The 21,617-nt window shown below is 65.3% G+C and carries 19 protein-coding genes and 1 riboswitch; of the genes, 13 read left to right on the forward strand and 6 right to left on the reverse strand.

Annotated features, from left to right (window positions below):
* Positions 1-24: 24 nt before the first annotated feature.
* Positions 25-1,116 (reverse strand): redox-regulated ATPase YchF, encoded by a 1,092-nt coding sequence (gene ychF, locus ABDB81_RS02955; RefSeq protein ID WP_137928326.1) that lies wholly within the window; start codon positions 1,114-1,116, stop codon positions 25-27.
* Between the two features lie 196 nt (positions 1,117-1,312).
* Here ychF and ABDB81_RS02960 point away from each other — a divergent pair, with 196 nt between their 5' ends.
* The 6 genes from ABDB81_RS02960 (at position 1,313) to ABDB81_RS02985 (ending at position 9,469) form a co-directional block, all read left to right on the forward strand.
* Positions 1,313-2,575 carry a UbiH/UbiF family hydroxylase gene (locus ABDB81_RS02960; RefSeq protein WP_346810010.1) on the forward strand — a complete coding sequence of 421 codons (1,263 nt, stop codon included), beginning with the start codon at positions 1,313-1,315 and terminating at the stop codon, positions 2,573-2,575.
* 96 nt (positions 2,576-2,671) lie between these two features.
* On the forward strand, positions 2,672-3,430 hold the full coding sequence (locus ABDB81_RS02965; RefSeq protein WP_137928327.1) for a DsbC family protein: 759 nt from the start codon (positions 2,672-2,674) through the stop codon (positions 3,428-3,430).
* Between the two features lie 121 nt (positions 3,431-3,551).
* On the forward strand, positions 3,552-4,553 hold the full coding sequence (locus ABDB81_RS02970; protein WP_346809714.1) for an MDR family oxidoreductase: 1,002 nt from the start codon (positions 3,552-3,554) through the stop codon (positions 4,551-4,553).
* A 99-nt stretch (positions 4,554-4,652) separates the two neighbouring features.
* Positions 4,653-6,467 carry a M61 family metallopeptidase gene (locus ABDB81_RS02975; RefSeq protein WP_346810011.1) on the forward strand — a complete coding sequence of 605 codons (1,815 nt, stop codon included), beginning with the start codon at positions 4,653-4,655 and terminating at the stop codon, positions 6,465-6,467.
* 60 nt (positions 6,468-6,527) lie between these two features.
* Positions 6,528-8,900 carry an FUSC family membrane protein gene (locus tag ABDB81_RS02980; RefSeq protein ID WP_346809716.1) on the forward strand — a complete coding sequence of 791 codons (2,373 nt, stop codon included), beginning with the start codon at positions 6,528-6,530 and terminating at the stop codon, positions 8,898-8,900.
* Between the two features lie 92 nt (positions 8,901-8,992).
* A complete protein-coding gene (locus ABDB81_RS02985; RefSeq protein ID WP_202126641.1) occupies positions 8,993-9,469 on the forward strand; it encodes a PaaI family thioesterase in 477 nt (158 codons plus the stop codon).
* An 8-nt stretch (positions 9,470-9,477) separates the two neighbouring features.
* Here the strand turns inward: ABDB81_RS02985 and ABDB81_RS02990 are convergent, their stop codons facing one another.
* Complete coding sequence (locus ABDB81_RS02990; protein ID WP_346809718.1) at positions 9,478-9,906, reverse strand: PGDYG domain-containing protein; 429 nt, start codon at positions 9,904-9,906, stop codon at positions 9,478-9,480.
* 20 nt (positions 9,907-9,926) lie between these two features.
* Positions 9,927-10,757 carry a bifunctional hydroxymethylpyrimidine kinase/phosphomethylpyrimidine kinase gene (thiD, locus tag ABDB81_RS02995; RefSeq protein ID WP_346809720.1) on the reverse strand — a complete coding sequence of 277 codons (831 nt, stop codon included), beginning with the start codon at positions 10,755-10,757 and terminating at the stop codon, positions 9,927-9,929.
* 89 nt (positions 10,758-10,846) lie between these two features.
* A riboswitch (S-adenosyl-L-homocysteine riboswitch) is annotated at positions 10,847-10,920 on the forward strand.
* A gap of 130 nt (positions 10,921-11,050) precedes the next feature.
* On the opposite strand from thiD, the gene ahcY reads away from it, so the two are divergent.
* From ahcY to metF, 3 genes are all read left to right on the forward strand, one after another.
* Complete coding sequence (gene ahcY / locus ABDB81_RS03000) at positions 11,051-12,469, forward strand: adenosylhomocysteinase (protein WP_137928333.1); 1,419 nt, start codon at positions 11,051-11,053, stop codon at positions 12,467-12,469.
* Between the two features lie 143 nt (positions 12,470-12,612).
* Positions 12,613-12,960 (forward strand): phage holin family protein, encoded by a 348-nt coding sequence (locus ABDB81_RS03005; protein ID WP_137928334.1) that lies wholly within the window; start codon positions 12,613-12,615, stop codon positions 12,958-12,960.
* 47 nt (positions 12,961-13,007) lie between these two features.
* Positions 13,008-13,838, forward strand: coding sequence for a methylenetetrahydrofolate reductase [NAD(P)H] (gene metF / locus ABDB81_RS03010; RefSeq protein ID WP_137928335.1), 831 nt, complete (start codon positions 13,008-13,010; stop codon positions 13,836-13,838).
* 160 nt (positions 13,839-13,998) lie between these two features.
* On the opposite strand, the gene ABDB81_RS03015 is transcribed toward metF, so the two are convergent.
* Positions 13,999-14,607 (reverse strand): 5-formyltetrahydrofolate cyclo-ligase, encoded by a 609-nt coding sequence (locus ABDB81_RS03015; protein WP_346809723.1) that lies wholly within the window; start codon positions 14,605-14,607, stop codon positions 13,999-14,001.
* A 103-nt stretch (positions 14,608-14,710) separates the two neighbouring features.
* On the opposite strand from ABDB81_RS03015, the gene ABDB81_RS03020 reads away from it, so the two are divergent.
* The 4 genes from ABDB81_RS03020 (at position 14,711) to ABDB81_RS03035 (ending at position 19,944) form a co-directional block, all read left to right on the forward strand.
* The gene (locus tag ABDB81_RS03020; protein ID WP_137926991.1) at positions 14,711-16,678 is read left to right on the forward strand and encodes a lytic transglycosylase domain-containing protein; all 1,968 of its coding nucleotides are present in this window, start codon (positions 14,711-14,713) and stop codon (positions 16,676-16,678) included.
* Positions 16,679-16,833: 155 nt separating this feature from the next.
* A complete protein-coding gene (locus ABDB81_RS03025; protein WP_346809725.1) occupies positions 16,834-17,856 on the forward strand; it encodes a complex I NDUFA9 subunit family protein in 1,023 nt (340 codons plus the stop codon).
* A 153-nt stretch (positions 17,857-18,009) separates the two neighbouring features.
* Complete coding sequence (locus ABDB81_RS03030; protein ID WP_346809727.1) at positions 18,010-18,699, forward strand: glutathione S-transferase family protein; 690 nt, start codon at positions 18,010-18,012, stop codon at positions 18,697-18,699.
* Positions 18,700-18,702: 3 nt separating this feature from the next.
* Positions 18,703-19,944, forward strand: a complete 1,242-nt coding sequence (locus ABDB81_RS03035) for a multifunctional CCA addition/repair protein (RefSeq protein ID WP_346809729.1) — start codon at positions 18,703-18,705, stop codon at positions 19,942-19,944.
* A 282-nt stretch (positions 19,945-20,226) separates the two neighbouring features.
* Here the strand turns inward: ABDB81_RS03035 and ABDB81_RS03040 are convergent, their stop codons facing one another.
* Both ABDB81_RS03040 and ABDB81_RS03045 read right to left on the reverse strand, forming a co-directional pair.
* Complete coding sequence (locus ABDB81_RS03040; protein WP_346809731.1) at positions 20,227-20,421, reverse strand: DUF2905 domain-containing protein; 195 nt, start codon at positions 20,419-20,421, stop codon at positions 20,227-20,229.
* Between the two features lie 13 nt (positions 20,422-20,434).
* Positions 20,435-21,613, reverse strand: a complete 1,179-nt coding sequence (locus tag ABDB81_RS03045; protein ID WP_346809732.1) for an SAM-dependent methyltransferase — start codon at positions 21,611-21,613, stop codon at positions 20,435-20,437.
* Between the last annotated feature and the right edge of the window lie 4 nt (positions 21,614-21,617).

Raw genomic sequence — 21,617 nt, forward strand, 5'->3', positions numbered from 1 at the left:
CGATGATACGTGCTGGGTATCGACTCAGACGTTGAACAGGAAGTTCATCACGTCGCCGTCGTGCACCACGTATTCCTTGCCTTCGGCGCGCATCTTGCCGGCTTCCTTGGCGCCCGATTCGCCCTTGTACTGGATGTAATCGTCGTAGGCGATGGTCTGCGCGCGGATAAAGCCGCGTTCGAAGTCGGTGTGGATCACGCCGGCTGCCTTCGGCGCGGTGTCGCCGATGTGGATCGTCCAGGCGCGCACTTCCTTCACGCCAGCCGTGAAGTAGGTCTGCAGGCCCAACAGCTTGAAGCCGGCGCGGATCACGCGGTCCAGGCCCGGCTCTTCCATGCCGAGGTCGGCCAGGAACTCGGCCTTGTCAGCGTCTTCCAGGTCGGCGATTTCGGCTTCGATGGCGGCACAGACGGCCACCACCGGCGAGCCGGTCTGCTTGGCGTACTCGCGCACGGCGTCGAGGTGCGGATTGTTCTCGAAGCCGTCTTCACGCACGTTGGCCACATACATCGTCGGCTTGGCGGTGATCAGGCAGAACGGGCGGATGGCTTCCCACTCTTCGGGCGCCAGGTCCAGCGTGCGCACGGCCTTGGCCTGATCCAGCACGGCCTGGGCCTTCTCCAGCACCGCTACCAGGCGCAACGCTTCCTTGTCACCGGCGCGGGCCGGCTTGATGTAGCGGGCGTGTGCCTTCTCGACGGTGGCCAGGTCGGCCAGTGCCAGTTCAGTGTTGATGACCTCGATATCGGACAGCGGATCGACCTTGCCCGCTACGTGGATCACGTTTTCGTCTTCGAAGCAGCGCACCACGTGCGTGATGGCGTCCGTTTCACGGATATTGGCCAGGAACTGGTTGCCCAGCCCTTCGCCCTTCGAGGCGCCGGCCACCAGGCCCGCGATATCCACGAACTCGACCGTCGCCGGCAGGATGCGCTCGGGTTTGACGATCTCGGCCAGCTTGGCAAGCCGCGCATCCGGCACTTCGACCACACCCACATTGGGCTCGATCGTGCAGAACGGATAGTTTTCGGCGGCGATGCCGGCTTTCGTCAGGGCATTAAACAGCGTGGACTTGCCGACGTTGGGCAGGCCGACGATGCCGCATTTGAGGCTCATGGTGTCAGGCGGAAAATGGCGAATCCCGTATTCTAGCGGATGGGCGTCCATGGCCGAGGGGGATTCTGGCACGGCCGCCCGGGCTGGCGGCGCGGTGATCCGTTGACGCCACGCCGTAATGGCGCCTTCATCACGTCGCTATAATCCAGCCATGTCCGGACCTCCAGCGCCGGCGCCTGGCGCCGCCGCTATCTATATGTCGTCGAATTCTTCCTCCCGCTTCCAGATTGCCGTCGTCGGCGGTGGCATTGTCGGCAAGGCTTGCGCGTTGCTGCTGGCGCAGCAGGGCATGCAGGTGGCGCTGGTGGCGCCCCGGCCCGTCGCCAGCACGGCGCTTACCGGCGAGGACGACTGGGATAGCCGCATTTATGCGTTCTCGGCCAGCTCCCAGGCGCTGCTGGAGCGGCTGCGGGTCTGGGAGGCGCTGGACCCCGCCCGGGTGCAGCCCGTGCGCGACATGCGCATCTTTGGCGATGAAAGCGCCGGGGAGTCCGGCCCATCGCCGCACGGCGATCTCCATTTCTCGGCCTACGCGGCGGCGGTGCCACAACTGGCGTGGATCATCGAGTCCAGCCACGTCGAGCGTCTGCTCGATACCGCGCTGCGCTTCCAGCATCAGGTGACATGGTTCGATGAGACGGCCGAAGAGCTGGCCCGCGATATCGACGGCGTCACGCTGACGCTGACCAGCGGCGCGCGCGTGCGGGCCAACTGCGTGGTCGGTGCCGATGGCGCACGGTCCTGGGTGCGGCAGCAGTGCCACATCGGCACCACCCAGCGCCGGTATCGCCAACTTGGCGTGGTCGCCAACTTCACTTGCGAACTGCCGCATCAGGAAACCGCATGGCAGTGGTTTCTCGGCGCACCGGAAAAACTGATTGCCGACGAGGAGCCCGCCAATGGCGAGATCCTCGCCATCCTGCCGCTGCCGGGCAACCGGGTGTCGATGGTCTGGTCCGCCGACGAGGCGCATGCCCGCGATCTGCTGGCGCTGTCGCCGGAGGCGCTGGCCGCCACGGTGATGCAGGTGGCCAGTGGCGCCGTTGGCGCCCGCTTCGGTGCCTTGCGTTGCATCACGCCGGCGCAGGGTTTCCCGCTGGTGTTGCAACGCGCCGAGCAGTTCGTGATGCCGCATGTGGCGCTGGTGGGCGATGCGGCACATGTGGTGCATCCGCTGGCCGGGCAGGGCATGAACCTCGGTCTGCGCGATGTTGTGGAACTTGGCCGCGTGATGGCCGACAAAGAATCGTTCCGTCCCGAGGGTGACCTGCGCCTGCTGCGCCGCTACGAACGGGCCCGCGCCACGGACCTGCTCTCGCTGACCGCCGCCACGGACGGCCTGCATCGCCTGTTCTCGCTGCCCGGCACACCGGCCCGCGTGGTTCGCAACCTGGGGATGCGCGCCGTCGGCGGTCAGGGACTGCTCAAGCGTTTTCTGATTGGCCGGGCACTGGGCTAGGCGGACAATCCGTACCTGCCGCCGCACCGACGATTCACCGAACACATTCAAGATCCAAGCCGGCGCACTGACCGGCCTTCCGAACCTGGAGTCAATATGTTGCAAATGTTCCGCCGCCGTTCCGCCCGCGTTGCCACCTTCACCGCCCTTGCAGGCGGCGTGGCCGTGGCCGGTTACGCACTGCACGCGCTGGCCGCGGATGAGCCGGGTACGGACAAGATCAAGGCGTCGATCCAGAAGATGCTGGGCGGCCGCGCCGAGGTCAAGAGCGTGACCAAGGCGCCGATGCCGGGCCTGTACGAAGTCAATGTCGGCGGCCAGATCGTCTATGCCGATGCCACCGGCCGCTACATCCTCAACGGCGAACTGATCGATACCAAGACCAATACGAACCTGACCGAAGAGCGCCTGGCCGAGATCAACAAGATCAAGTGGGCGGACCTGCCCTTGTCGCGCGCCATCAAATGGACCAAGGGCGATGGCAGCCGTACCATGGCGGTGTTCTCGGACCCCAACTGTGGCTATTGCAAGAAGATCGAGCAGACCTTCCAGCAAATGGACAATGTCACGATCTACACCTTCCTCTATCCGGTGCTGTCGCCAGACTCGACGGTCAAGGCCAAGCAGGTCTGGTGCTCGACGGACCGCACCAAGGCATGGCGCGACTGGATGCTGAACCACACGGCGCTGACCGGAAACGGTAGCTGCAATACGCCGGTGGATCAGAATCTGGCGCTTGGTCAGAGTCTGAACATCAATGGCACGCCGGCCGTGTTCTTCACGGACGGTACGCGCATTCCGGGGGCGGCCGATGCGGCCACGCTCGAACGCAAGCTCGCAAGCCTGAAAAAATAACGACGCCGGATGCACCCCCGGCTGTCAGGAGCGGCCGGCCTAGTCCGGCCGCTTTGCATTTCCGGCCCCCATCCATCACGAACCCTCACACCCACACAACATCCAGACGGGAGACATCACCATGACGTTCCAGGCTTTGCTGCTGACCCAGGCCGATGGCAAGACGCAGGCGGAAGTGGCACAGATCGACGAGGCCCGGTTGCCCGAGGATGGCAATGTGCTGGTGGCCGTCGTCTACTCGACGATCAACTTCAAGGACGGGCTGGCGATCACTGGCCGCTCGCCGGTGGTGCGCAAGTGGCCGATGGTGGCGGGCATCGACGGCGCGGGCACCGTGCTGGCGTCGGAAGATCCGCGCTGGAAGACCGGCGACCGCGTGGTGCTCAACGGCTACGGCGTGGGCGAGACGCACTGGGGTTGCCTGGCGCAGCGCGCGAAGCTCAAGGGCGACTGGCTGGTGAAGCTGCCCGATGCATTCACCACGAAGCAGGCAATGGCGATTGGCACGGCGGGCTACACGGCGATGCTGTCTGTGCTGGCGCTGGAGCGCGGCGGGGTGAACGGGCCGGTGCGTCCGGGCGATGGCGAGGTGCTGGTGACGGGCGCTTCGGGTGGTGTCGGTTCTGTGGCCATCTCCATCTTGTCGAAGCTTGGCTATCGCGTGATTGCCTCCACGGGCAAAACCAAGGAAGCAGACTTCCTGCGTGCACTGGGCGCTGCCGACGTGATCGACCGCGCCGAACTGGGCGTACCGAACAAGCCGTTGCAGAAGGAGCGCTGGGCGGCCGTGGTGGATTCGGTGGGTTCGCACACATTGGTCAACGCCTGCGCGCAGGTCCGCTACGGCGGCGTGGTCACCGCTTGCGGGCTGGCGCAGGGCATGGATTTCCCGGCATCGGTGGCCCCGTTCATCCTGCGCGGCGTGACGCTGGCGGGGATCGACAGCGTGATGGCGGCGATGCCACTGCGCGAGACGGCATGGAAGCGGCTGGCGCAGGATCTGGCGCCCGACCGACTGCAGGCCATCACGCGCGAGATCAAGCTGGCCGAGGCCATCGACGCCGGGCGCAAGATCGTGGAAGGCGGCATGCGCGGACGCGTGGTGGTCGACGTCAACGCGTAAGGAAGTTGCCCCGATGTCCCGGCGATGCTGACCGGGACAGTACCTGCGTGGATCGGCGTTCTCGCCGCCCATCGGAACGTGACGCTACAATTCGTGACCATGACGCCGATCCGCTACGCCATCGCCCCGCTTCAACCTGAAGCCCACATGTTTGCCGTCACCGTGACGGTGGATGCCCCCGACTCCGCTGGCCAGGTCTTCACGCTACCCGCGTGGATTCCGGGCAGCTACATGATCCGCGACTTCGCCCGCAACATCGTCCGCATCCGCGCCGATGCAGGCGGCGAGCCCGTATCGCTGACCAAGCTCGACAAGCAGACGTGGCAGGCCGAACCACTGGCTGCCAACGCCGGTCCGCTGACGCTGAGCTACGAAGTCTATGCGTGGGATCTGTCCGTGCGTGCCGCGCACCTGGACACCACCCACGGCTTCTTCAACGGCAGTTCCGTGTTTCTGCGCGTGGTGGGCCAGGACGAGCAGCCATGCACGGTGGATATCCATGCCCCGGCGGGTGAAGCCTATGCGGACTGGCGCGTGGCCACGTCGCTGCCCGAGGCAAAGGGTGCGGGCGGCGCGCGCCGCTACGGCTTTGGCCGTTACCTGGCCGCGGACTACGACGAACTGATCGACCATCCCGTGGAGATGGGCACGTTCGCGCTGGCCAGCTTCCGCGCCTGCGGCGTGCAGCATGACGTGGTGTTCACGGGCCGCGTGCCGCAGCTCGACATCCAGCGCGTCTGCCGCGACCTGAAGCAGATCTGCGAGGCGCAGATCAAGCTGTTCGAGCCACGCACCGCCCGCGCGCCCATGCTCGACAGCAATCGCCGCTACGTGTTCATGACGATGGTCACGACCGATGGCTACGGCGGCCTGGAACATCGCGCCAGCACGGCGCTGATGTGCGCGCGCAACGATCTGCCGGTGCGCGGCAACAGCGAACAGAGCGAAGGCTATCGCACGTTCCTGGGTCTCTGCAGCCACGAGTATTTCCATACGTGGAACGTCAAGCGGATCAAGCCGGCCGCCTACGTGCCATACCAGCTTGCGCAGGAAACGTATTCGCCGCTGCTGTGGCTGTTCGAAGGTTTCACGAGTTATTACGATGACCTGATCCTGGCGCGCACGGGACTGGTTACCGAGAAGCAGTATGTGGACATCCTGGCCAAGACCTGGAACGGCGTGCTGCGTGGTAGTGGCCGCACCAAGCAGAGCGTGGCCGAGAGCGCGTTCGATGCGTGGACCAAATACTATCGCCAGGACGAGAACGCGCCGAACGCCATCGTCAGCTACTACACCAAGGGTTCGCTGGTAGCCCTGGCGCTGGACCTGACGATCCGCGAGAAGACCAAGGGCAGGAAATCACTCGACGATGTCATGCGCGCGCTCTGGCAACGCTACGGCCGCGACTTCTATGCGCCGGGTGCCCGCCAGCGTGGCGTGACCGAGGCGGAAGTGTATGCGCTGTTCGACGAGATCTCGGGCCTGAAACTCGGCAACCTGCTGCGTGCGCTGACCGAGGGCACGGGCGAGATCGGGCTGGTGCCGCTGTTCCGTGCGTTCGGCATCCGGGCGGAGACGCAGAAGCCTTCGGCCTCGGCGGCGCTCGGTATCAAGAGCCGTACCGACGAGGGCTGGGTGCGCGTGACCCAGGTGCTCGACGGTGGGGCAGGGCAGCAGGGCGGACTCTCGGCGGGCGACCTGCTTGCCGCTGTGGATGGCCTGCGCGTGGCACCGGGGCAACTCGACAAGATGTTGGCGCGTTATCGACCGGGGGACGAGGTGGCGCTGCACGTGTTCCGGCGCGACGAACTGCACGTGCTGCCCGTGACGCTGGCGCGTGAGCCGGCCACGCAGTACAAGGTGTCCGTCGAGGCGGACAAGCATGCCGGACGCGCACGCTGGCTCGGCCAGTAACCTGCCAGCCGAGGCGCCGTTGCCCGCGCGGTGACGGCGCCCGTTTCACAATACGGTCCCATGGAATACGCGCACGATCCCCGCACGTTCCTCTACTCGCACTATATCTATCGTGGCCTGCGCTCGGCCACGGGCGTGATCGGCACGACGCTGATCGCCATGCAGTTCATGGACCTGCCCAGCGCCATGGTGGTGTCGATCGGCGCGCTATGCACAAGCCTGATGGACCTGCCGAGCCCGCTGAACCACAAGTTCAACGAGATGCTGGCGAGCGTGCTGCTATGCACGGCGGTGACCGCGCTGGTGGCGCTGGTCTCGCCGTTTCCGCGCGTGCTGCCGTTCGTGCTTGTGCTGGTCACGTTCCTGGCCGGCATGATGACGGTTTATGGCAACAAGACCATGCCGCTGCAGTTCTCGATGCTGTTCGTCATGACACTGACGATCAACGAGGATTTCGTGGTGGAGAAGGCCCTGACCCACTCGCTGCAATTCGGCGCGGGCGCCTTTGGATACCTGCTCTACGCGATGGTGGTCAGTTGGGTCACCGAGCGCCGCACGCGCCAGCAGATCCTGGCCGAATCGCTCTACGAGATGGCGGCCTATCTCGAAATCAAGGCGGCGTTCTACGACGCCGGTACGGATTACGAGGAGCAGTTCAACCGGCTGGTGCGGCAGCAGATCGTGGTGGCGGAGCGGCAGCAGGCGGCGCGGGACATGGTGCTGCGTGGCAACCGGACGCAGCATGACGGCCTGCTGGTGCAGGTGCATATGCGGATGCTCGACGTCTATGAGTACCTGCTGTCGACCAATACCGACTATGCGCTGCTGCGTCAGACGTTCGGCGGCACGCCCGTGCTGGACGGGTTGCGCCGGCTGGTGCTGGGACTCTGCAAGGACCTTGAGGAAATTGCCTACGACGTGACGCGCGGGCGGCCTTCGTACAGCGCCTATGACTACGCCCCCGACCTGCGGGCGGTGGAGTCCGAGATCGAGCAACTGCGGCATCACCACGTGTCGCCGGTGGCGATGGGCGCGCTGCGCGACACGCTGGAGATGATGCGTGGCGCCATCGCGCTGGTAGGCCAGCTGCATGAGGCGTCGCGTACGCCCGTGGAGCCGCTGAAGGTGCTGCCCGGCTCGGACATGACGCCCTTCCTGACGCGTCAGAAATACGAGTTCGGCGCCCTGCGCGACAGCCTGCACTGGCGCGCTCCGGCGTTCCGGTTCGCGCTGCGCATCACCATGGCGGTGGCGGTGGGGCTCTGGATTGGCGACCAACTGCCCTATGCCTCGCACAGCTACTGGATCCTGCTGACGATCGTCGTGATCCTGAAGCCGAACTTCAGCATGACGAAGCAGCGGTACAACGACCGCCTGATCGGCACGCTGATCGGCTGCATCATCAGCGTGGGCATCCTGCGCTGGATTCACGAACCGCTGGTGCTGCTCGCCATCCTGTATCTGGCGCTGGTGGCCAGCGCCACGTTCGTGACGATCAAGTACCGGTACACCGCCATTGCCGCGTGCGTGCAGGTGCTGATCCAGATAAACCTGCTGCTGCCGGGCAGCCAGACGGTGGTGGGCGAGCGGCTGGTGGATACGGTCATTGGCGGCGTGATTGCCTCGCTCTTCAGCTTCGTGCTGCCGAGCTGGGAGTATCGGGCGATTCCCAAGCTGGTGGAGAACGTGCTGCAGGCCAACCGCCGCTACATTGCCGCCACGCGCGACCTGCTGACCCGCAAGGTCTCGGACGATTTTGCGTACCGCGTGCAGCGCAAGCAGTTCATGGACAACCTGTCGGCGCTGATCGGCTCGCTGCAACGCATGCTGGACGAACCGCGCACCCGGCAGCGGGCCGTGGACAACCTGAGCCGCTTCATCGTGCAGAACTACCTGGTGGCCGCGCACGTGGCCGCCGCGCGTATCCAGGTGCGGCAGTACTACGGCGAGCTCGACATACCAGCCGCCGAAACGGCCATCGTGCAGGCCACCGATGCCGCGCTGCGCTCGCTGACGCTGGCGAGCGAGCGGCTGGCGGGCGAGGTGCGGCACGACACGCAGGGCGTTGGTTTTGTCCGCAGTCCGGCGGAAGCCGCGGTGGCGGGCGTGGAACTGGTGCATGAGCCGGCGCCGTCGACGGCCAGCGATGCCGCTGACGACGATGCCAGCGAGCGACGTGCGCGCATCGCGGACTCGGCAGACCGCCGGCGTGCCGAAGTGCTGGCGCAGGCCGTGGCGTCGGGCGAGATCGGCGCCGATGAGCCGCTGCAGAAATCGCACGACCAAGGCGAGGCATCGACGGCCAGTTCCTCCGGTCGCACGGCCAATGCGCTGCTGGAGCGCCGCCTGCGCGCGCTGCGCGAGGACACGGCAAAGATCGCGCTGCGTACCGGGGCCATTGGCCATGCGATCCGCACGCCGCTCAGGAAATAAGGAAGGTCCGGCAGGTCTGGTGCGCTAACCGGCCACGGTGCCTTCCGGCTCCCGCCAAATCCGCATATCCTCTTCCCCCAGTCACCATAGGAATGAGGTTCCGCCATACGGAACCCAGCAGAGAGGAAACAGCAGTGAACGAGATCAAGCCCGCCGCGCCCGGCACGCCGGAAAAGCCCTATTTCGGTATCGATATCCCGCTGATGCGCCTGCTTGGGCTGCAGCCGGAATACATGGAAGAGGGGTTGTGCCGCACGCGGCTGCCGGCCAACGGCAATGTGGTGAACAGCCGGGGCGATGTGCATGGCGGCACGCTGATGGCGGTGCTGGACTTCACCCTGAGTGGGGCGGCCCGCTCGCACGCGCCGCTCGACGTGGGCGTGATCACCATCGATATGTCGACGCACTTCCTGGCCGCCGCACGCGGTGAACTGACGTTCGAGTCGCGCTGCATCCGCCGGGGCAACAAGATCGCTTTCTGCGAAGGCGAAGCTCGCGACGCATCGGGCACCGTATGCTGCGTGGCCCGCGCGTCGTTCAAGCTGGTGCAGTTGGCTGGCGGTAACTAAGTCGCAAACTAAGCCGAGGGCGCTTCAGTTGGTCGATACACGGCCAGGAATCTGGCGCGCTCGGTGATGCCGTAATCGCCGGGCGCGTACTGCATCAGCCAGTCGCCCGGCTTGCCGGTCAGCACGTCGCCACCCGCCGATCGTTCGATCGCGAACGCCTGCAGCATCTCCTTCACCAGCACCGGCACAGGCCGGTTGCGGTAGGCGCCCGTTGAACCCTCCGGGACATAGCGCGCATCGAAGCGCTCGCGCGACACCACCCAGCGGTCGCCCGTGGCGCCGGTCACGATGGCATCGCCGGCCTGGTAGCGGTTCGGCCCTTCGCGGCTGACCAGTTCGCCGGGTACCTCCGCAAAAATCACCTGCACCGTTTCATCTTTCACGAACCAGCGCGCGGCGGGGTCGTTGCGCAGATCGATGTCTTTCAGCGTTTCCATTGCCATCGCCATCAACCCCATCAACCCAGTACGCGCGGCGCGAAGCCGTGATTGAGCGGCCCGTTGCCGCTACCCAGGCGCAGGCGTGAGCCGGCCGCGATGGCTTGCGCAACGAAGTCGAGCGCCGTGCTCACCGCATCGGGCAGTGCCTCGTCGCGCGCCAGTTGCGCGGCGATGGCCGCGGCCAACGTGCAACCGGTGCCGTGCAGGTTCGGGGTATCGATGCGCGGATGCGTGTACACGCGCACCGTGCCATCGGCCAGCATCAACAGGTCGTCGAGGCCGGCGGCGTTGGGGCCGTCGTCTTCCAGGTGGCCACCCTTGAGCAGCACCGCCTGACAACCCATTGCCAGCAGATCGGCGGCAGCGGTTTCCATCTCGGCGCGTCGCGCGATGCGCCGGCCCAGCAGGTAGGATGCTTCGGGCAGGTTCGGCGTGACCAGGATCGCGCGCGGAAACAGCAGCTTCACCATGGCCTGGCTCGTGGCGACATCGGACAGCGTTGCGCCCGACGTCGAGATCATGACCGGATCGACCACCAGGCGGCGAATGCCGTGGCGATCCACGGCGGCGGCCACGGCCTCGACGATGGCGGCGGTGCCGAGCATGCCGGTCTTGGCGGCGTCCACGCCGATATCGCTGGCCACGGCATCGATCTGCGCGCCGACCATGTCGGCGGGAATCGCGTGGACCCCGGTGACGCCGAGCGTGTTCTGCGCCGTGATGGCCGTGATCGCGCTCATGCCGAAGCAGCCAAACGCGGCAAAAGTCTTGAGGTCAGCCTGGATGCCGGCGCCGCCGCCGGAGTCGGAACCGGCAATGGTCAGGGTGCGGGGTGGCGTGGAATGCATGTGCGAGGCAGGGTCGGTCGGATGGAATTGGCAGGAAAAATTGTGGCAATTCGCGCCGCAGGGCGCGGACAGGCACGCTACAATACCGCCACTCCGAGGAGCGTTGCAACGGATGGCCTCGCCATCCGCCAGGCTCGGAATGTCTCAACGGCGCTCGCTGTCCCGTGGTCTGCACGGGGCGCGAGTCGACCTGCCTGCCCGCCACGCACGTGATCTACCACGTGCCTTCGTGCGCGGCGCGGCCATTACTACTCCCGTCCCCCGCCTCACCACCACAACGACCGGAGTGATTCATGAACGCTGTAACCGAACTCAAGCAAGACTACCTCGTGGCCGACATCGGCCTGGCCGGCTGGGGCCGCAAGGAAATCGCCATTGCCGAAACCGAAATGCCGGGTCTGATGGCCATTCGTGACGAATTCGCCGCCGCGCAGCCGCTCAAGGGCGCCCGCGTTGCCGGTTCGCTGCACATGACGATCCAGACCGCCGTGCTGATCGAGACGCTGAAGGCACTGGGCGCCGACGTGCGCTGGGCATCGTGCAACATCTACTCGACGCAGGACCACGCTGCCGCGGCCATCGCCGAATCGGGCACGCCGGTGTTCGCGTTCAAGGGTGAAACGCTGAAAGAATACTGGGACTTCACGCACCGCATCTTCGACTGGGCCGATGGCGGCACGCCGAACATGATCCTGGACGATGGCGGCGATGCCACGCTGCTGCTGCACCTGGGCGCCCGCGCCGAGAAGGATGCATCGGTCATCGGCAACCCGACCAGCGAAGAAGAAACCTTCCTGTTTGCCGCGATCAAGGAAAAGCTGGCCAAGGATTCCACCTGGTACAGCCGCAACCTGGACGCCATCCGTGGCGTGACCGAAGAAACCACCACGGGCGTGCACCGCCTGTACCAGATGGCACAGCGCGGCGAACTGCGCTTCCCGGCCATCAACGTGAACGACTCGGTGACCAAGAGCAAGTTCGACAACCTGTATGGCTGCCGCGAATCGCTGGTGGACGGCATCAAGCGCGCCACCGACGTGATGATCGCAGGCAAGGTCGCCGTCGTGGCCGGCTACGGTGACGTGGGCAAGGGCAGCGCCCAGGCACTGCGCGCACTGTCGGCACAGGTCTGGGTCACGGAAATCGACCCGATCTGCGCACTGCAGGCTGCCATGGAAGGCTACCGCGTGGTGACGATGGACTACGCCGCCGAACACGGCGACATCTTCGTGACCTGCACGGGCAACTACCACGTGATCACGCACGAGCACATGGCCAAGATGAAGGACCAGGCCATCGTCTGCAACATCGGCCACTTCGACAACGAGATCGACATCGCCTCGATCGAGAAGTACGAATGGGACGAGATCAAGCCGCAGGTTGACCACGTGATCTTCCCGGACGGCAAGAAGCTGATCATCCTGGCCAAGGGCCGTCTGGTGAACCTGGGCTGCGGCACGGGCCACCCGTCGTACGTGATGAGCAGCTCGTTCGCCAACCAGACGATCGCCCAGATCGAACTGTGGGCCGAGCGCGACAGCGGCAAGTACCCGGTTGGCGTGTACGTGCTGCCGAAGCACCTGGACGAGAAGGTGGCACGCCTGCAGTTGAAGAAGCTGAACGCGCAACTGTCCGAACTGACCGAGCAGCAGGCCGCCTACATCGGCGTGTCGAAGCAGGGTCCGTACAAGGCCGATCACTACCGTTATTGATCGACGTCTGACTTCCCCGGGGTTTGCTCCCCTCTCCCGCCACGCGGGAGAGGGGCCGGGGGAGAGGGCCAGCGCCCAGTGCGCGATACCGCTTCGAATCGGTCCCGCACAAATACCCCAACCAAGAAAAAGAAGGAGTCGCAATGAGACTGTTGGCTGTCTGGATCATCAACGCCGCTTCGCTGTTTCTGGTGAGCTATCTGCTCAGCGGCATCGAGCTCGGGGGCTTCGGCTCCGCGATGGTTGCCGCGCTGGTGCTGGGTCTGGTCAATACGCTGATCCGTCCGATCCTGGTCATCCTGACACTTCCGGTCACGCTGCTGACGCTGGGACTCTTCATCTTCGTCATCAACGCGCTGCTATTCCTGTTTGTCGGCAACCTGTTGCAGGGGTTTGTCGTCAACGGCTTTGGCTCGGCGCTGCTCGGCTCCATTCTCTATAGCGTGATTTCGACGATCCTCGCGAGCGTGCTGCTCGGCGAGCGCGATTGAACGCGAGCGATTTCCTACGGGCGCCGCGCCCCCGCGGCGTGCCTACCATGACCGACCGCTACTTCAGCTTCGAATTCTTCCCGCCCAAGACGGCGGAGGGCGCGGAAAAGCTCCGCAACACGCGCGCGCAACTGGCACCGCTGCAGCCCAAATACATCTCCGTGACGTTCGGCGCCGGCGGCACCACGCAACAGGGCACGCTGGACGCCGTGCTGGAGATCCAGCGCGAAGGCATCGAGGCCGCGCCACACCTGTCGTGCGTGGGCTCCACGCGAGAGAACATCCGCGCCATCCTGCAAGCCTATCGCGATGGCGGCATCCGCCACATCGTGGCCCTGCGCGGCGACATGCCGTCGGGCATGGGCGAGATCGGCGAGTTCCGCTACGCCAACGAGTTGGTGGAGTTCATCCGCGCGGAGACCGGCGACTGGTTCCATATCGAAGTTGCGGCTTATCCCGAATACCATCCGCAGGCCCGTTCGCCGCGTCACGATCTCGATAACTTCGTGCGCAAGGTGAAGGCCGGCGCCGACTCGGCCATCACCCAGTATTTCTTCAACGCCGACGCGTACTTCCGCTTCGTCGACGAAGCCCGCGCCAACGGCGTGGACGTGCCCATCGTGCCCGGCATCATGCCGATCACGAACTACTCGCAACTGATGCGCTTCTCGGAAATGTGCGGCGCCGAAGTGCCGCGCTGGGTGGCAAAGAAGCTGGAATCCTTCGGCGACGATAAGGAAGCCATCCGCGCCTTCGGCCTGGACGTGGTGACCGCGCTGTGCGAACGGTTGCTCGCGGCAGGCGTGCCGGGGCTGCACTTCTACACGCTGAATACGGCGGCAGCGACGAAGGCGATCTGGCAGCGGTTGAAGCTGTAAAGGCTTGTCTCACGCTGTATGTTTTCTCCCCTCTCCCGCTTCGCGGGAGAGGGGTTGGGGGAGAGGGCTTAGCGGTTCAACCTGCGGCCATCGCATCTTGTGAGGCTTACCCTCTCCCTCGCCCCTCTCCCGCCGTGCGGGAGAGGGGAGAAAACCAACTTCAAAACCCCCCCACCTCCGTCACCATCCACTCCATCGGCAAATCGTGCGGTTCCGCAGCCAGCGCGACCCTGCACGCTTCATAGCCAATCCCAATCGCCACCGGTGTGGCGCCAGCACCGGCCATTGCCGCCAGCGTGCGATCGTAGAACCCACCGCCGTAACCTAGCCGGAACTTATCGGCGCTGAAACCGACACAGGGTATGAGCAGCGCGTCGGGCGTCACGGCCTCGGTGCCATCGGGCACGGGTATGCCGTAGTGGCCGGCGCGCATTGTCGTGTCTGGCGTCCAGAGATGGAAGTCGAGCGGCGCACCGGGGCGGCTGACCACGGGCAGGGCGGCGGTGCGGCCCGGCATGGCGGCCAGCCAGTGCGCGATAGCGCCGCGTGCGTCGAATTCCTGCTGGATCGGCCAGTAGAAGCCGACCTTTCGTACGCCAAGCCGTTCCAGCAACGTGCCGAGCGCCGCTTCGATGCGGGCATCGGCCTCGGTGCGGCCAGGCAGGTTGGCGCGCAATTCGAGCAGCCGGCGGCGCATGGTGCGCCGGTCTTCCGCGGCGTTGAATTGGCGGTCGTCCGGGCCTCTGTCCGGTACTTGGGTGGGTGACATGGCGTGCAATAATGGCCGGCAATCAGACCGATTCCGTCAAACGAACATTTGCGTGCGTGCCGTCGAAAAAGGGCATGCACGACCACATAAGGGATAGCAAAGAATGCCGAAGGGAGTATATCTGCGCCGCGCAGGCCGCATCGCATGGCTGGCCTTCGCGGGCGCACTGCTGGCCACGCCGGCCTTTGCCCAGAAGAAACCCGCGCCGCAAGCGCGACCCGCACCTCAGCAACCCGCCGCGCAAACCATCCCGTCCAATCCGGACGATGCGTTCGTTGCCCTGCGCGAAGCCGCACGCAAGAACGACGTGGATCGCGCCGCGGCCATCTCGGCCACGCTGGTCGATTATCCGATTCCCTCGTACGTCGAGTATTTCCGCATCAAGCCGCAGATGTTCGACAGCGGCGGCCAGGCGCGCATCGACACGCCGGACGCCGAAATTGCCGCCTTCCTGCAGCGTTATCAGGGCGAAGCCATTGCCGACCGCATGCGCAATGACTGGCTGCTGGTGCTGGGCAAGAAGCGCGACTGGGCCAATTTCGATATCCAGTATCCGCAGTTCGTGCTGAAGGACGACACGCAGGTGGAGTGCTACGCGCTGCTGTCGAAGGCGCTCAAGGGCCAGAACGTGTCGGCCGATTCGCGTGCGCTGCTCGTGGACCCGCGTTACTTTGGCGAAGCGTGCGTGGACCTGATCGGCTACATGGCGCAGGCGCAGCAGATCCAGCGCAGCGATGTGGCGTTCTATGCGCGTCAGGCGCTGGAACAGAACTATACGACGCTGGCCGCGAAGATCGCCGGCACGCTGCCCGATGTGCGCGTGGACAGCGATGCGCTGGCCACCGTGGTCAAGATGGCACGTAGCGATCCCGCGCAGGCCGCAGCGTACCTGAGCACCATCGTTGGCAACCTGTCGCGCGATGAACAAGGTGCGGCGTGGGGCGTGATCGGTCAGTACGCCGCCAAGAAACTGATGCCCGAGGCCGCCGGTTACTATCGCCGCCAGCTCGACATGGGCGGCAACCAGTGGCTGTCCGATGAAACGCAGGAGTGGCGTGTACGCGCCGCGCTGCGCCAGGGCGACTGGAAGCAGGTGCGGCAGTCCATCGAACTGATGCGTCCGGAACTGCGCGGCAAGGACCCGGCATGGACGTATTGGTATGGCCGCGCGCTGAAGGCCGATGGCCGCACCAGCGATGCCGAGCAGCAGTTCCAGTCGATTGCCAGCCAGTTCAACTTCTATGGCCAACTGGCCAGCGAGGAACTGGGGCGCCGCATCACGGTGCCGCAGCGCACGGCGGTGACCGATGGCGAGGCCATGGCGATGCGTTCGCGTCCGGGCTTCGTCCGCGCGCAGAAGTTCTACAGCCTGAACCTGCGTTTCGAAGGTAACCGCGAGTGGAACTGGGAACTGCGCGGCATGAACGATCGCGAACTGCTGGCTGCCGCCGAGTATGCGCGCAAGATCTCGCTGCTGGATCGCACGGTCAATACGTCGGATCGTACGAAGACCGAACACGATTTCGCACAGCGCTTCCCGATGCCCTACCAGGACATCATGCAGCGGAACACCGAAGCCGTGGGCCTGGACATGGCCTGGGCGTATGGGCTGATCCGACAGGAATCGCGTTTCATCATGGACGCACGCTCGTCGGCGGGCGCGCACGGCCTCATGCAGGTCATGCCAGCCACCGCGCGTTTCGTGGCCAAGAAGATCGGCATGACCGACTTCTCGCCGTCGATGATGAGCGATCCGAACATCAACATCATGCTCGGTACAAATTACATGAGCATGGTGCTGACCGACCTCGACAGTTCATGGACGCTGGCTTCCGCTGGCTATAACGCAGGCCCGGGACGCCCCAAGAACTGGCGTTCGAGCCTGTCGCGGCCGGTGGAAGGCGCGATCTTTGCAGAGACCATCCCGTTCACGGAAACGCGCGTCTACGTCAAGAATGTGCTTTCCAACGCCACGTACTATTCTGCATTGATGAGTGGCCGCCCCCAGTCGCTGAAGGACCGGCTGGGTGTGGTCGCGCCGTCCAGCGTCACGACGACCAGCTTGCCCTAAGCCTGGCTGCCCCAAAGCGGGGCAGGGTCTTCGTGATGCCGGCGCACGCATCGATGCGTGTGTAATGGAATCGCAATGCGCGAATCGCAATGCGAAGACCGTGCTGCGGCTACCCTCGCCGGGTAGTGCGCGGCGCGGCCGTCACGGAGCCCACCATGCAGACCAGCAATGTTCTTGTCATCGGGGGTGCCGGCTTCATCGGCAGCCACCTCGTCTCCCGCCTTGCCGGCGCGGCATCCGCGTCCGGCGCGCCGCTCGATCCGGCCGCCAATCCCGATAGTCCCATCGCCCCTGACCGCATTGTGGTCGGTACGCGCCATGTCGAGCATGCGCAGCACCTGCTACTCCTGCCGCGCGTGGAAACGGTGGAGCTTGGGCTGGCCGATACGGCAGTGCTCGACGATGCCATCGGATCGCTCGGCGTGGATGGCATCGTCGTCAACCTCGTTGGTGTGCTGCACGGCGACCGGGCCGATCCGTATGGTCCGCAGTTCGCCTCGGCGCACGTAGACCTGCCGCGCCAGTTGGTCGATGCGTGCCAGCGCACCGGCGTTCGCCGCCTGATCCACATGAGTGCGCTCGGCGCCGACGCGCAGGGGCCGTCGATGTATCTGCGCAGCAAAGGCGAAGGCGAGCGCATCGTGCGCGAGAGCGGCCTTGCGTGGACGGTGCTGCGGCCCTCGGTGGTATTCGGCCCCGACGATCATTTCCTGAACCTGTTCGCCCAGTTGCAGCAGATGGCGCCCGTGGTGCCGCTGGCCTGTGCGCATGCGCGCTTCCAGCCGGTGTTCGTGATGGATGTGGTGCAGGCGTTCGTCAACGCGATGGCGAATCCCTCGACCATCGGCCAGGTGTATGAACTGGGCGGTCCGCAGGTCTATACGCTGGAGGAACTGGTCAAGTTCGCGGGCCGCGCGTCGGGGCATCCGCGCCCGGTGATCGCATTGCCCGATGCACTGGCGCGCATGCAGGCGGCGGTGCTCGAACACATGCCCGGCGGTACGGTGTTGTCGCGCGACAATCTCGATTCGATGCGGCTCGACAATGTGCTGGCGCAACCGATGGCCGCAGAACTCGGCGTGCATCCGGTCAGCCTTGAAGCCGTGATGACGGATGTGCTGGCCGGTCGTGGCCGCGATTCCGTGATGCAGGGGCTGCGCGGCAGCGTGCATCGCTGAGCCCGTCCGTTGTGACTGGCGCTCACAGGCTTGCGAGCGTATTTCGTTTGGAGCTGCCGCGTCCGGGTCGATAGAATGTCCGGTCCACGGTGCCCGGCGAAATACGCCGCGCGCCTACGTCTTCCCGATCTTCGCCCCCCCAAGGAATTTGCGATGAAGCTCGTCATCGGCAACAAGAACTACTCCTCCTGGTCGCTGCGTCCCTGGCTGCTGTTGCGCCACGCCGGCATTGCCTTCGAGGAAATCCCGCTGCGCCTGTTCACGAAGGCATTCGATGAAGAGATCGCGCAGTACTCGCCGGCCGGCAAGGTGCCGGCGCTGATCGATGGCGACGTGACCGTCTGGGATTCATTGTCGATCTCCGAGTACGTGGCCGAGAAATTCCCCGAGAAGCAACTCTGGCCAGCCGATCCCGCTGCGCGCGCGGTGGCGCGTTCGATCTGCGCGGAAATGCATTCGGGCTTCGGCAACGTGCGTAGCCAGATGCCGATGAACATCACGGCCGTGCTGCCCGGCATCGGATGGAGCGTGGCCGTGCAACGCGACATCGACCGCATCGCAGCCATCTGGACCGGCCTGCGCGCGCAGCATGGCGACAAGGGCCCGTTCCTGTTCGGCACCTTCACCGTTGCCGATGCGTTCTACGCGCCCGTGGTGAGCCGCTTTGCCACGTACGGCGTGCATCTGCCGGAGGCCGCCAAGGCTTATGCCGATTTCATCCTGACGGTGCCGGCCATGCAGGAGTGGGTGGCCGCGGCGCGCGAGGAGCGCGATTTCGTCGTGGCCGACGAGCCGTACCGTTTGCAACCCGATCGCCCCGACGCGATCATCGTCACGGGCTGATTCATGCAGGTCTATGCCGTCGGCGGGGCGATCCGCGACCAACTGCTCGGCAAGCCGAGCCAGGACCGCGACTACGTGGTGGTGGGCGCCACGCCGGAGGAAATGGAAGCCGCCGGCTACAAGCCGGTGGGCAAGGATTTTCCGGTCTTCCTGCATCCGGTGACCAAGGCGGAATACGCGCTGGCTCGCACGGAGCGCAAGACAGCGGTGGGCTACAAGGGGTTTGCGTTCTACACCGGACCGGAAGTCACGCTCAAGGAAGATCTCGTGCGTCGGGACCTGACTGTCAACGCCATGGCGCAGGCCGTGGACGCGGACGATAACCTCGTCGGCCCGATCATCGATCCGTACGGCGGCCAGCGGGATCTCGCCGCGCGACAGTTCCGCCATGTGTCCGATGCGTTTGCGGAAGACCCGGTGCGCATCCTGCGCGCGGCGCGCTTTGCCGCGCGCTTCCACGATTTCTCGGTGGCACCCGAGACCGTCGCGCTGATGCGCCGCATGGTGGAGATGGGCGAGGTCGATGCGCTGGTGCCGGAACGCGTGTGGCAGGAACTCGCACGCGGACTGATGGAAGCGCGTCCGTCGCGCATGTTCGACGTGCTGCGTGAATGCGGTGCGTTGGCGCGGTTGATGCCGGAACTCGACCGGCTGTGGGGTGTGCCGCAACGTGCCGATTACCATCCGGAAGTCGATACCGGCATCCACGTGATGATGGTGGTGGATTACGCGGCCAGCGTCGGCGCGTCGTTGCCAGTGCGCTTCGCCGCGTTGACGCACGATCTTGGCAAGGGCACCACGCCCGAGGACGTACTGCCGCGCCATATCGGCCACGAGCAGCGCAGTGTGGGATTGCTCGAAGCGGTTTGCAAGCGGCTGCGCGTGCCCAACGATTGCCGCGAACTGGCGGTGCTCGTGGCGCGCGAACACGGCAACATCCATCGCTCGATGGAGTTCGGCGCCGCGGCCCTGACGCGACTCGTGGAGCGTTGCGATGCGTTGCGCAAACCGGATCGCTTCGCCGAAGCACTGCAGGCGTGCGAAGCCGATGCACGCGGCCGGCTCGGTTTTGAAGATCGGGAATATCCGCAGACGGCGCGACTGATGGCGGTGCGCGATGCAGCGGCGTCGGTGGATGCGGGCGCGATTGCCAAGGCTTGCGAGGATCGCGTGGACCAGATCAAGGATCGGGTGCACAAGGCCAGGGTGAGGGCGGTGGCGGAGCGGTTGGGTATTAAGGAATAGCGTTGAGTTTCCTTTTCCGCTTGGTTTTCTCCCCTCTCCCGCTTGCGGGAGAGGGGCGGGGGTGAGGGCCCGCGGTTCAAGCTCTAACCACGACAACGCATAGCGACGGCGGGGGGGCCCCACCCCCACCCCCCCCCCCCCCCCGCGGGGGGGGGGGGGGGGTGGGGCCCCGCGGTTCAAGCTCTAACCACGACATCGCATAGCGACGGCTTGCCCTCACCCCCAACCCCTCTCCCGCGCGCGGGAGAGGGGAGCAAAACCTGGTGGGATGGCATACCCCCCCTACAACAACCTCCCAATCACCAGTGCCACCAGCGACAGCAATATCGTCGATGCAAACGGCAGCACATACTCCTTCCCGAAAAGCCGAAACCGCAGATCGCCGGGCAAGCGTCCGAGGCCGATCTTCTGCAGCCACGGCAGCGAGGTCGACAGCACGATCACGCAGAGGAAGATGGTGAAAGTCCAACGCAACATGGCGTGATCCGGGTCAGAGAGCGAAGGTACGGTCGCCGCGTGCGAAGCCGGCCAGCGGCAGCGCATCGTCGAGATCGCGGGTCAGGGCGATGACCTTGAACAGCTCGCCCATCTCCGCTTCAGACAGCAGCTTCTGCACGGCGTTGGCCTGCGGCAGGAAGGCGCGGGCATCCGATGGATCGAGCGACATCATCAGTTCGGTAATGCCGGCATTCATCAGGAAGCGTGCCTGCGAGGCGAAACCCGCCACGGTCAGGCCCGCATCCACGGCGACTTCGGCAATGCCGGTGAAATTCACGTGTGCGGTGATGTCCTGCAGGCCCGGATACAGGAAAGGATCGGGGTGGGCGTGATGGCGGTAGTGGCACATCAGCGTGCCGCCCACGCGCTGCGGGTGGTAGTACTCGGCCGCCGGAAAACCATAGTCGATGAAAAACGCCGCGCCACGCGAGAGCATCGCCGCGACGGCACGCGTGAAGCCTTCGGCTTCGGCGTGGGTTTCGGTGACCACGTCGTGATCGCCCGGAAAATCCTTCAGCACTGCGGGCACGGCGGAGGATTCCATCACGCGATCCTGATAGGCGAAACCATTCCCATCGTGTGTCACGCCACGTTCGTGCCACTTGCCGCCGATTCGGGCGAACAGGCTCACAGGCATCGCATCGAGCACTTCATTGCCGACGATCACGCCTTCGAAGCGGTCGGGCAGGGTATCGAGCCACGTCACACGCGACGCCAGATGGGGCGCACGCTCGGCAAGCGTCTGTTGCTGGCGCGCACGCAGTTCGCCGGAAAGCTCGACGATCCGGTACGTATCGGGCAACGCGCCTTCGGTTTCGAGCGCGAGCAGCAGATCCGCTGCCAGCCGGCCCGTACCGGCGCCGAATTCCATCACTTGCGGCAGGTTCATGCCGATCAGCGGTGCGAACTGGCGAGCCAGTGTGCGCGCGAAGAAGGGACTCAGTTCTGGAGCGGTGATGAAGTCGCTGCCGTCGCCGGCGTCGCGGCCGAACTTGGCGGCGCCCCCGCTGTAGTAACCCAGGCGCGGCGCATAGAGCGCCAGCGACATGAAGCGGTCGAAGCCGATCCAGCCGCCCGCAGCCTTGATGGCATCGGCGATGACGGTGGAAAGAGCCGTGGAGGCGCCGAGCGCGTCGGCGGAGGGAAGGGGTAGACTAGCGACTTTCTGCATACCG

It is taken from the genome of Cupriavidus sp. DL-D2, from assembly GCF_039710735.1.
GTDB lineage: Bacteria > Pseudomonadota > Gammaproteobacteria > Burkholderiales > Burkholderiaceae > Cupriavidus.

Coding starts and splice junctions, on each gene's coding strand:
- ychF (WP_137928326.1), bottom strand. CDS start 1,116: ATGAGCCTCAAATGCGGCATCGTCGGCCTGCCCAACGTCGGCAAGTCC.
- ABDB81_RS02960 (WP_346810010.1), top strand. CDS start 1,313: ATGTCGTCGAATTCTTCCTCCCGCTTCCAGATTGCCGTCGTCGGCGGT.
- ABDB81_RS02965 (WP_137928327.1), top strand. CDS start 2,672: ATGTTGCAAATGTTCCGCCGCCGTTCCGCCCGCGTTGCCACCTTCACC.
- ABDB81_RS02970 (WP_346809714.1), top strand. CDS start 3,552: ATGACGTTCCAGGCTTTGCTGCTGACCCAGGCCGATGGCAAGACGCAG.
- ABDB81_RS02975 (WP_346810011.1), top strand. CDS start 4,653: ATGACGCCGATCCGCTACGCCATCGCCCCGCTTCAACCTGAAGCCCAC.
- ABDB81_RS02980 (WP_346809716.1), top strand. CDS start 6,528: ATGGAATACGCGCACGATCCCCGCACGTTCCTCTACTCGCACTATATC.
- ABDB81_RS02985 (WP_202126641.1), top strand. CDS start 8,993: ATGAGGTTCCGCCATACGGAACCCAGCAGAGAGGAAACAGCAGTGAAC.
- ABDB81_RS02990 (WP_346809718.1), bottom strand. CDS start 9,906: ATGGAAACGCTGAAAGACATCGATCTGCGCAACGACCCCGCCGCGCGC.
- thiD (WP_346809720.1), bottom strand. CDS start 10,757: ATGCATTCCACGCCACCCCGCACCCTGACCATTGCCGGTTCCGACTCC.
- ahcY (WP_137928333.1), top strand. CDS start 11,051: ATGAACGCTGTAACCGAACTCAAGCAAGACTACCTCGTGGCCGACATC.
- ABDB81_RS03005 (WP_137928334.1), top strand. CDS start 12,613: ATGAGACTGTTGGCTGTCTGGATCATCAACGCCGCTTCGCTGTTTCTG.
- metF (WP_137928335.1), top strand. CDS start 13,008: ATGACCGACCGCTACTTCAGCTTCGAATTCTTCCCGCCCAAGACGGCG.
- ABDB81_RS03015 (WP_346809723.1), bottom strand. CDS start 14,607: ATGTCACCCACCCAAGTACCGGACAGAGGCCCGGACGACCGCCAATTC.
- ABDB81_RS03020 (WP_137926991.1), top strand. CDS start 14,711: ATGCCGAAGGGAGTATATCTGCGCCGCGCAGGCCGCATCGCATGGCTG.
- ABDB81_RS03025 (WP_346809725.1), top strand. CDS start 16,834: ATGCAGACCAGCAATGTTCTTGTCATCGGGGGTGCCGGCTTCATCGGC.
- ABDB81_RS03030 (WP_346809727.1), top strand. CDS start 18,010: ATGAAGCTCGTCATCGGCAACAAGAACTACTCCTCCTGGTCGCTGCGT.
- ABDB81_RS03035 (WP_346809729.1), top strand. CDS start 18,703: ATGCAGGTCTATGCCGTCGGCGGGGCGATCCGCGACCAACTGCTCGGC.
- ABDB81_RS03040 (WP_346809731.1), bottom strand. CDS start 20,421: ATGTTGCGTTGGACTTTCACCATCTTCCTCTGCGTGATCGTGCTGTCG.
- ABDB81_RS03045 (WP_346809732.1), bottom strand. CDS start 21,613: ATGCAGAAAGTCGCTAGTCTACCCCTTCCCTCCGCCGACGCGCTCGGC.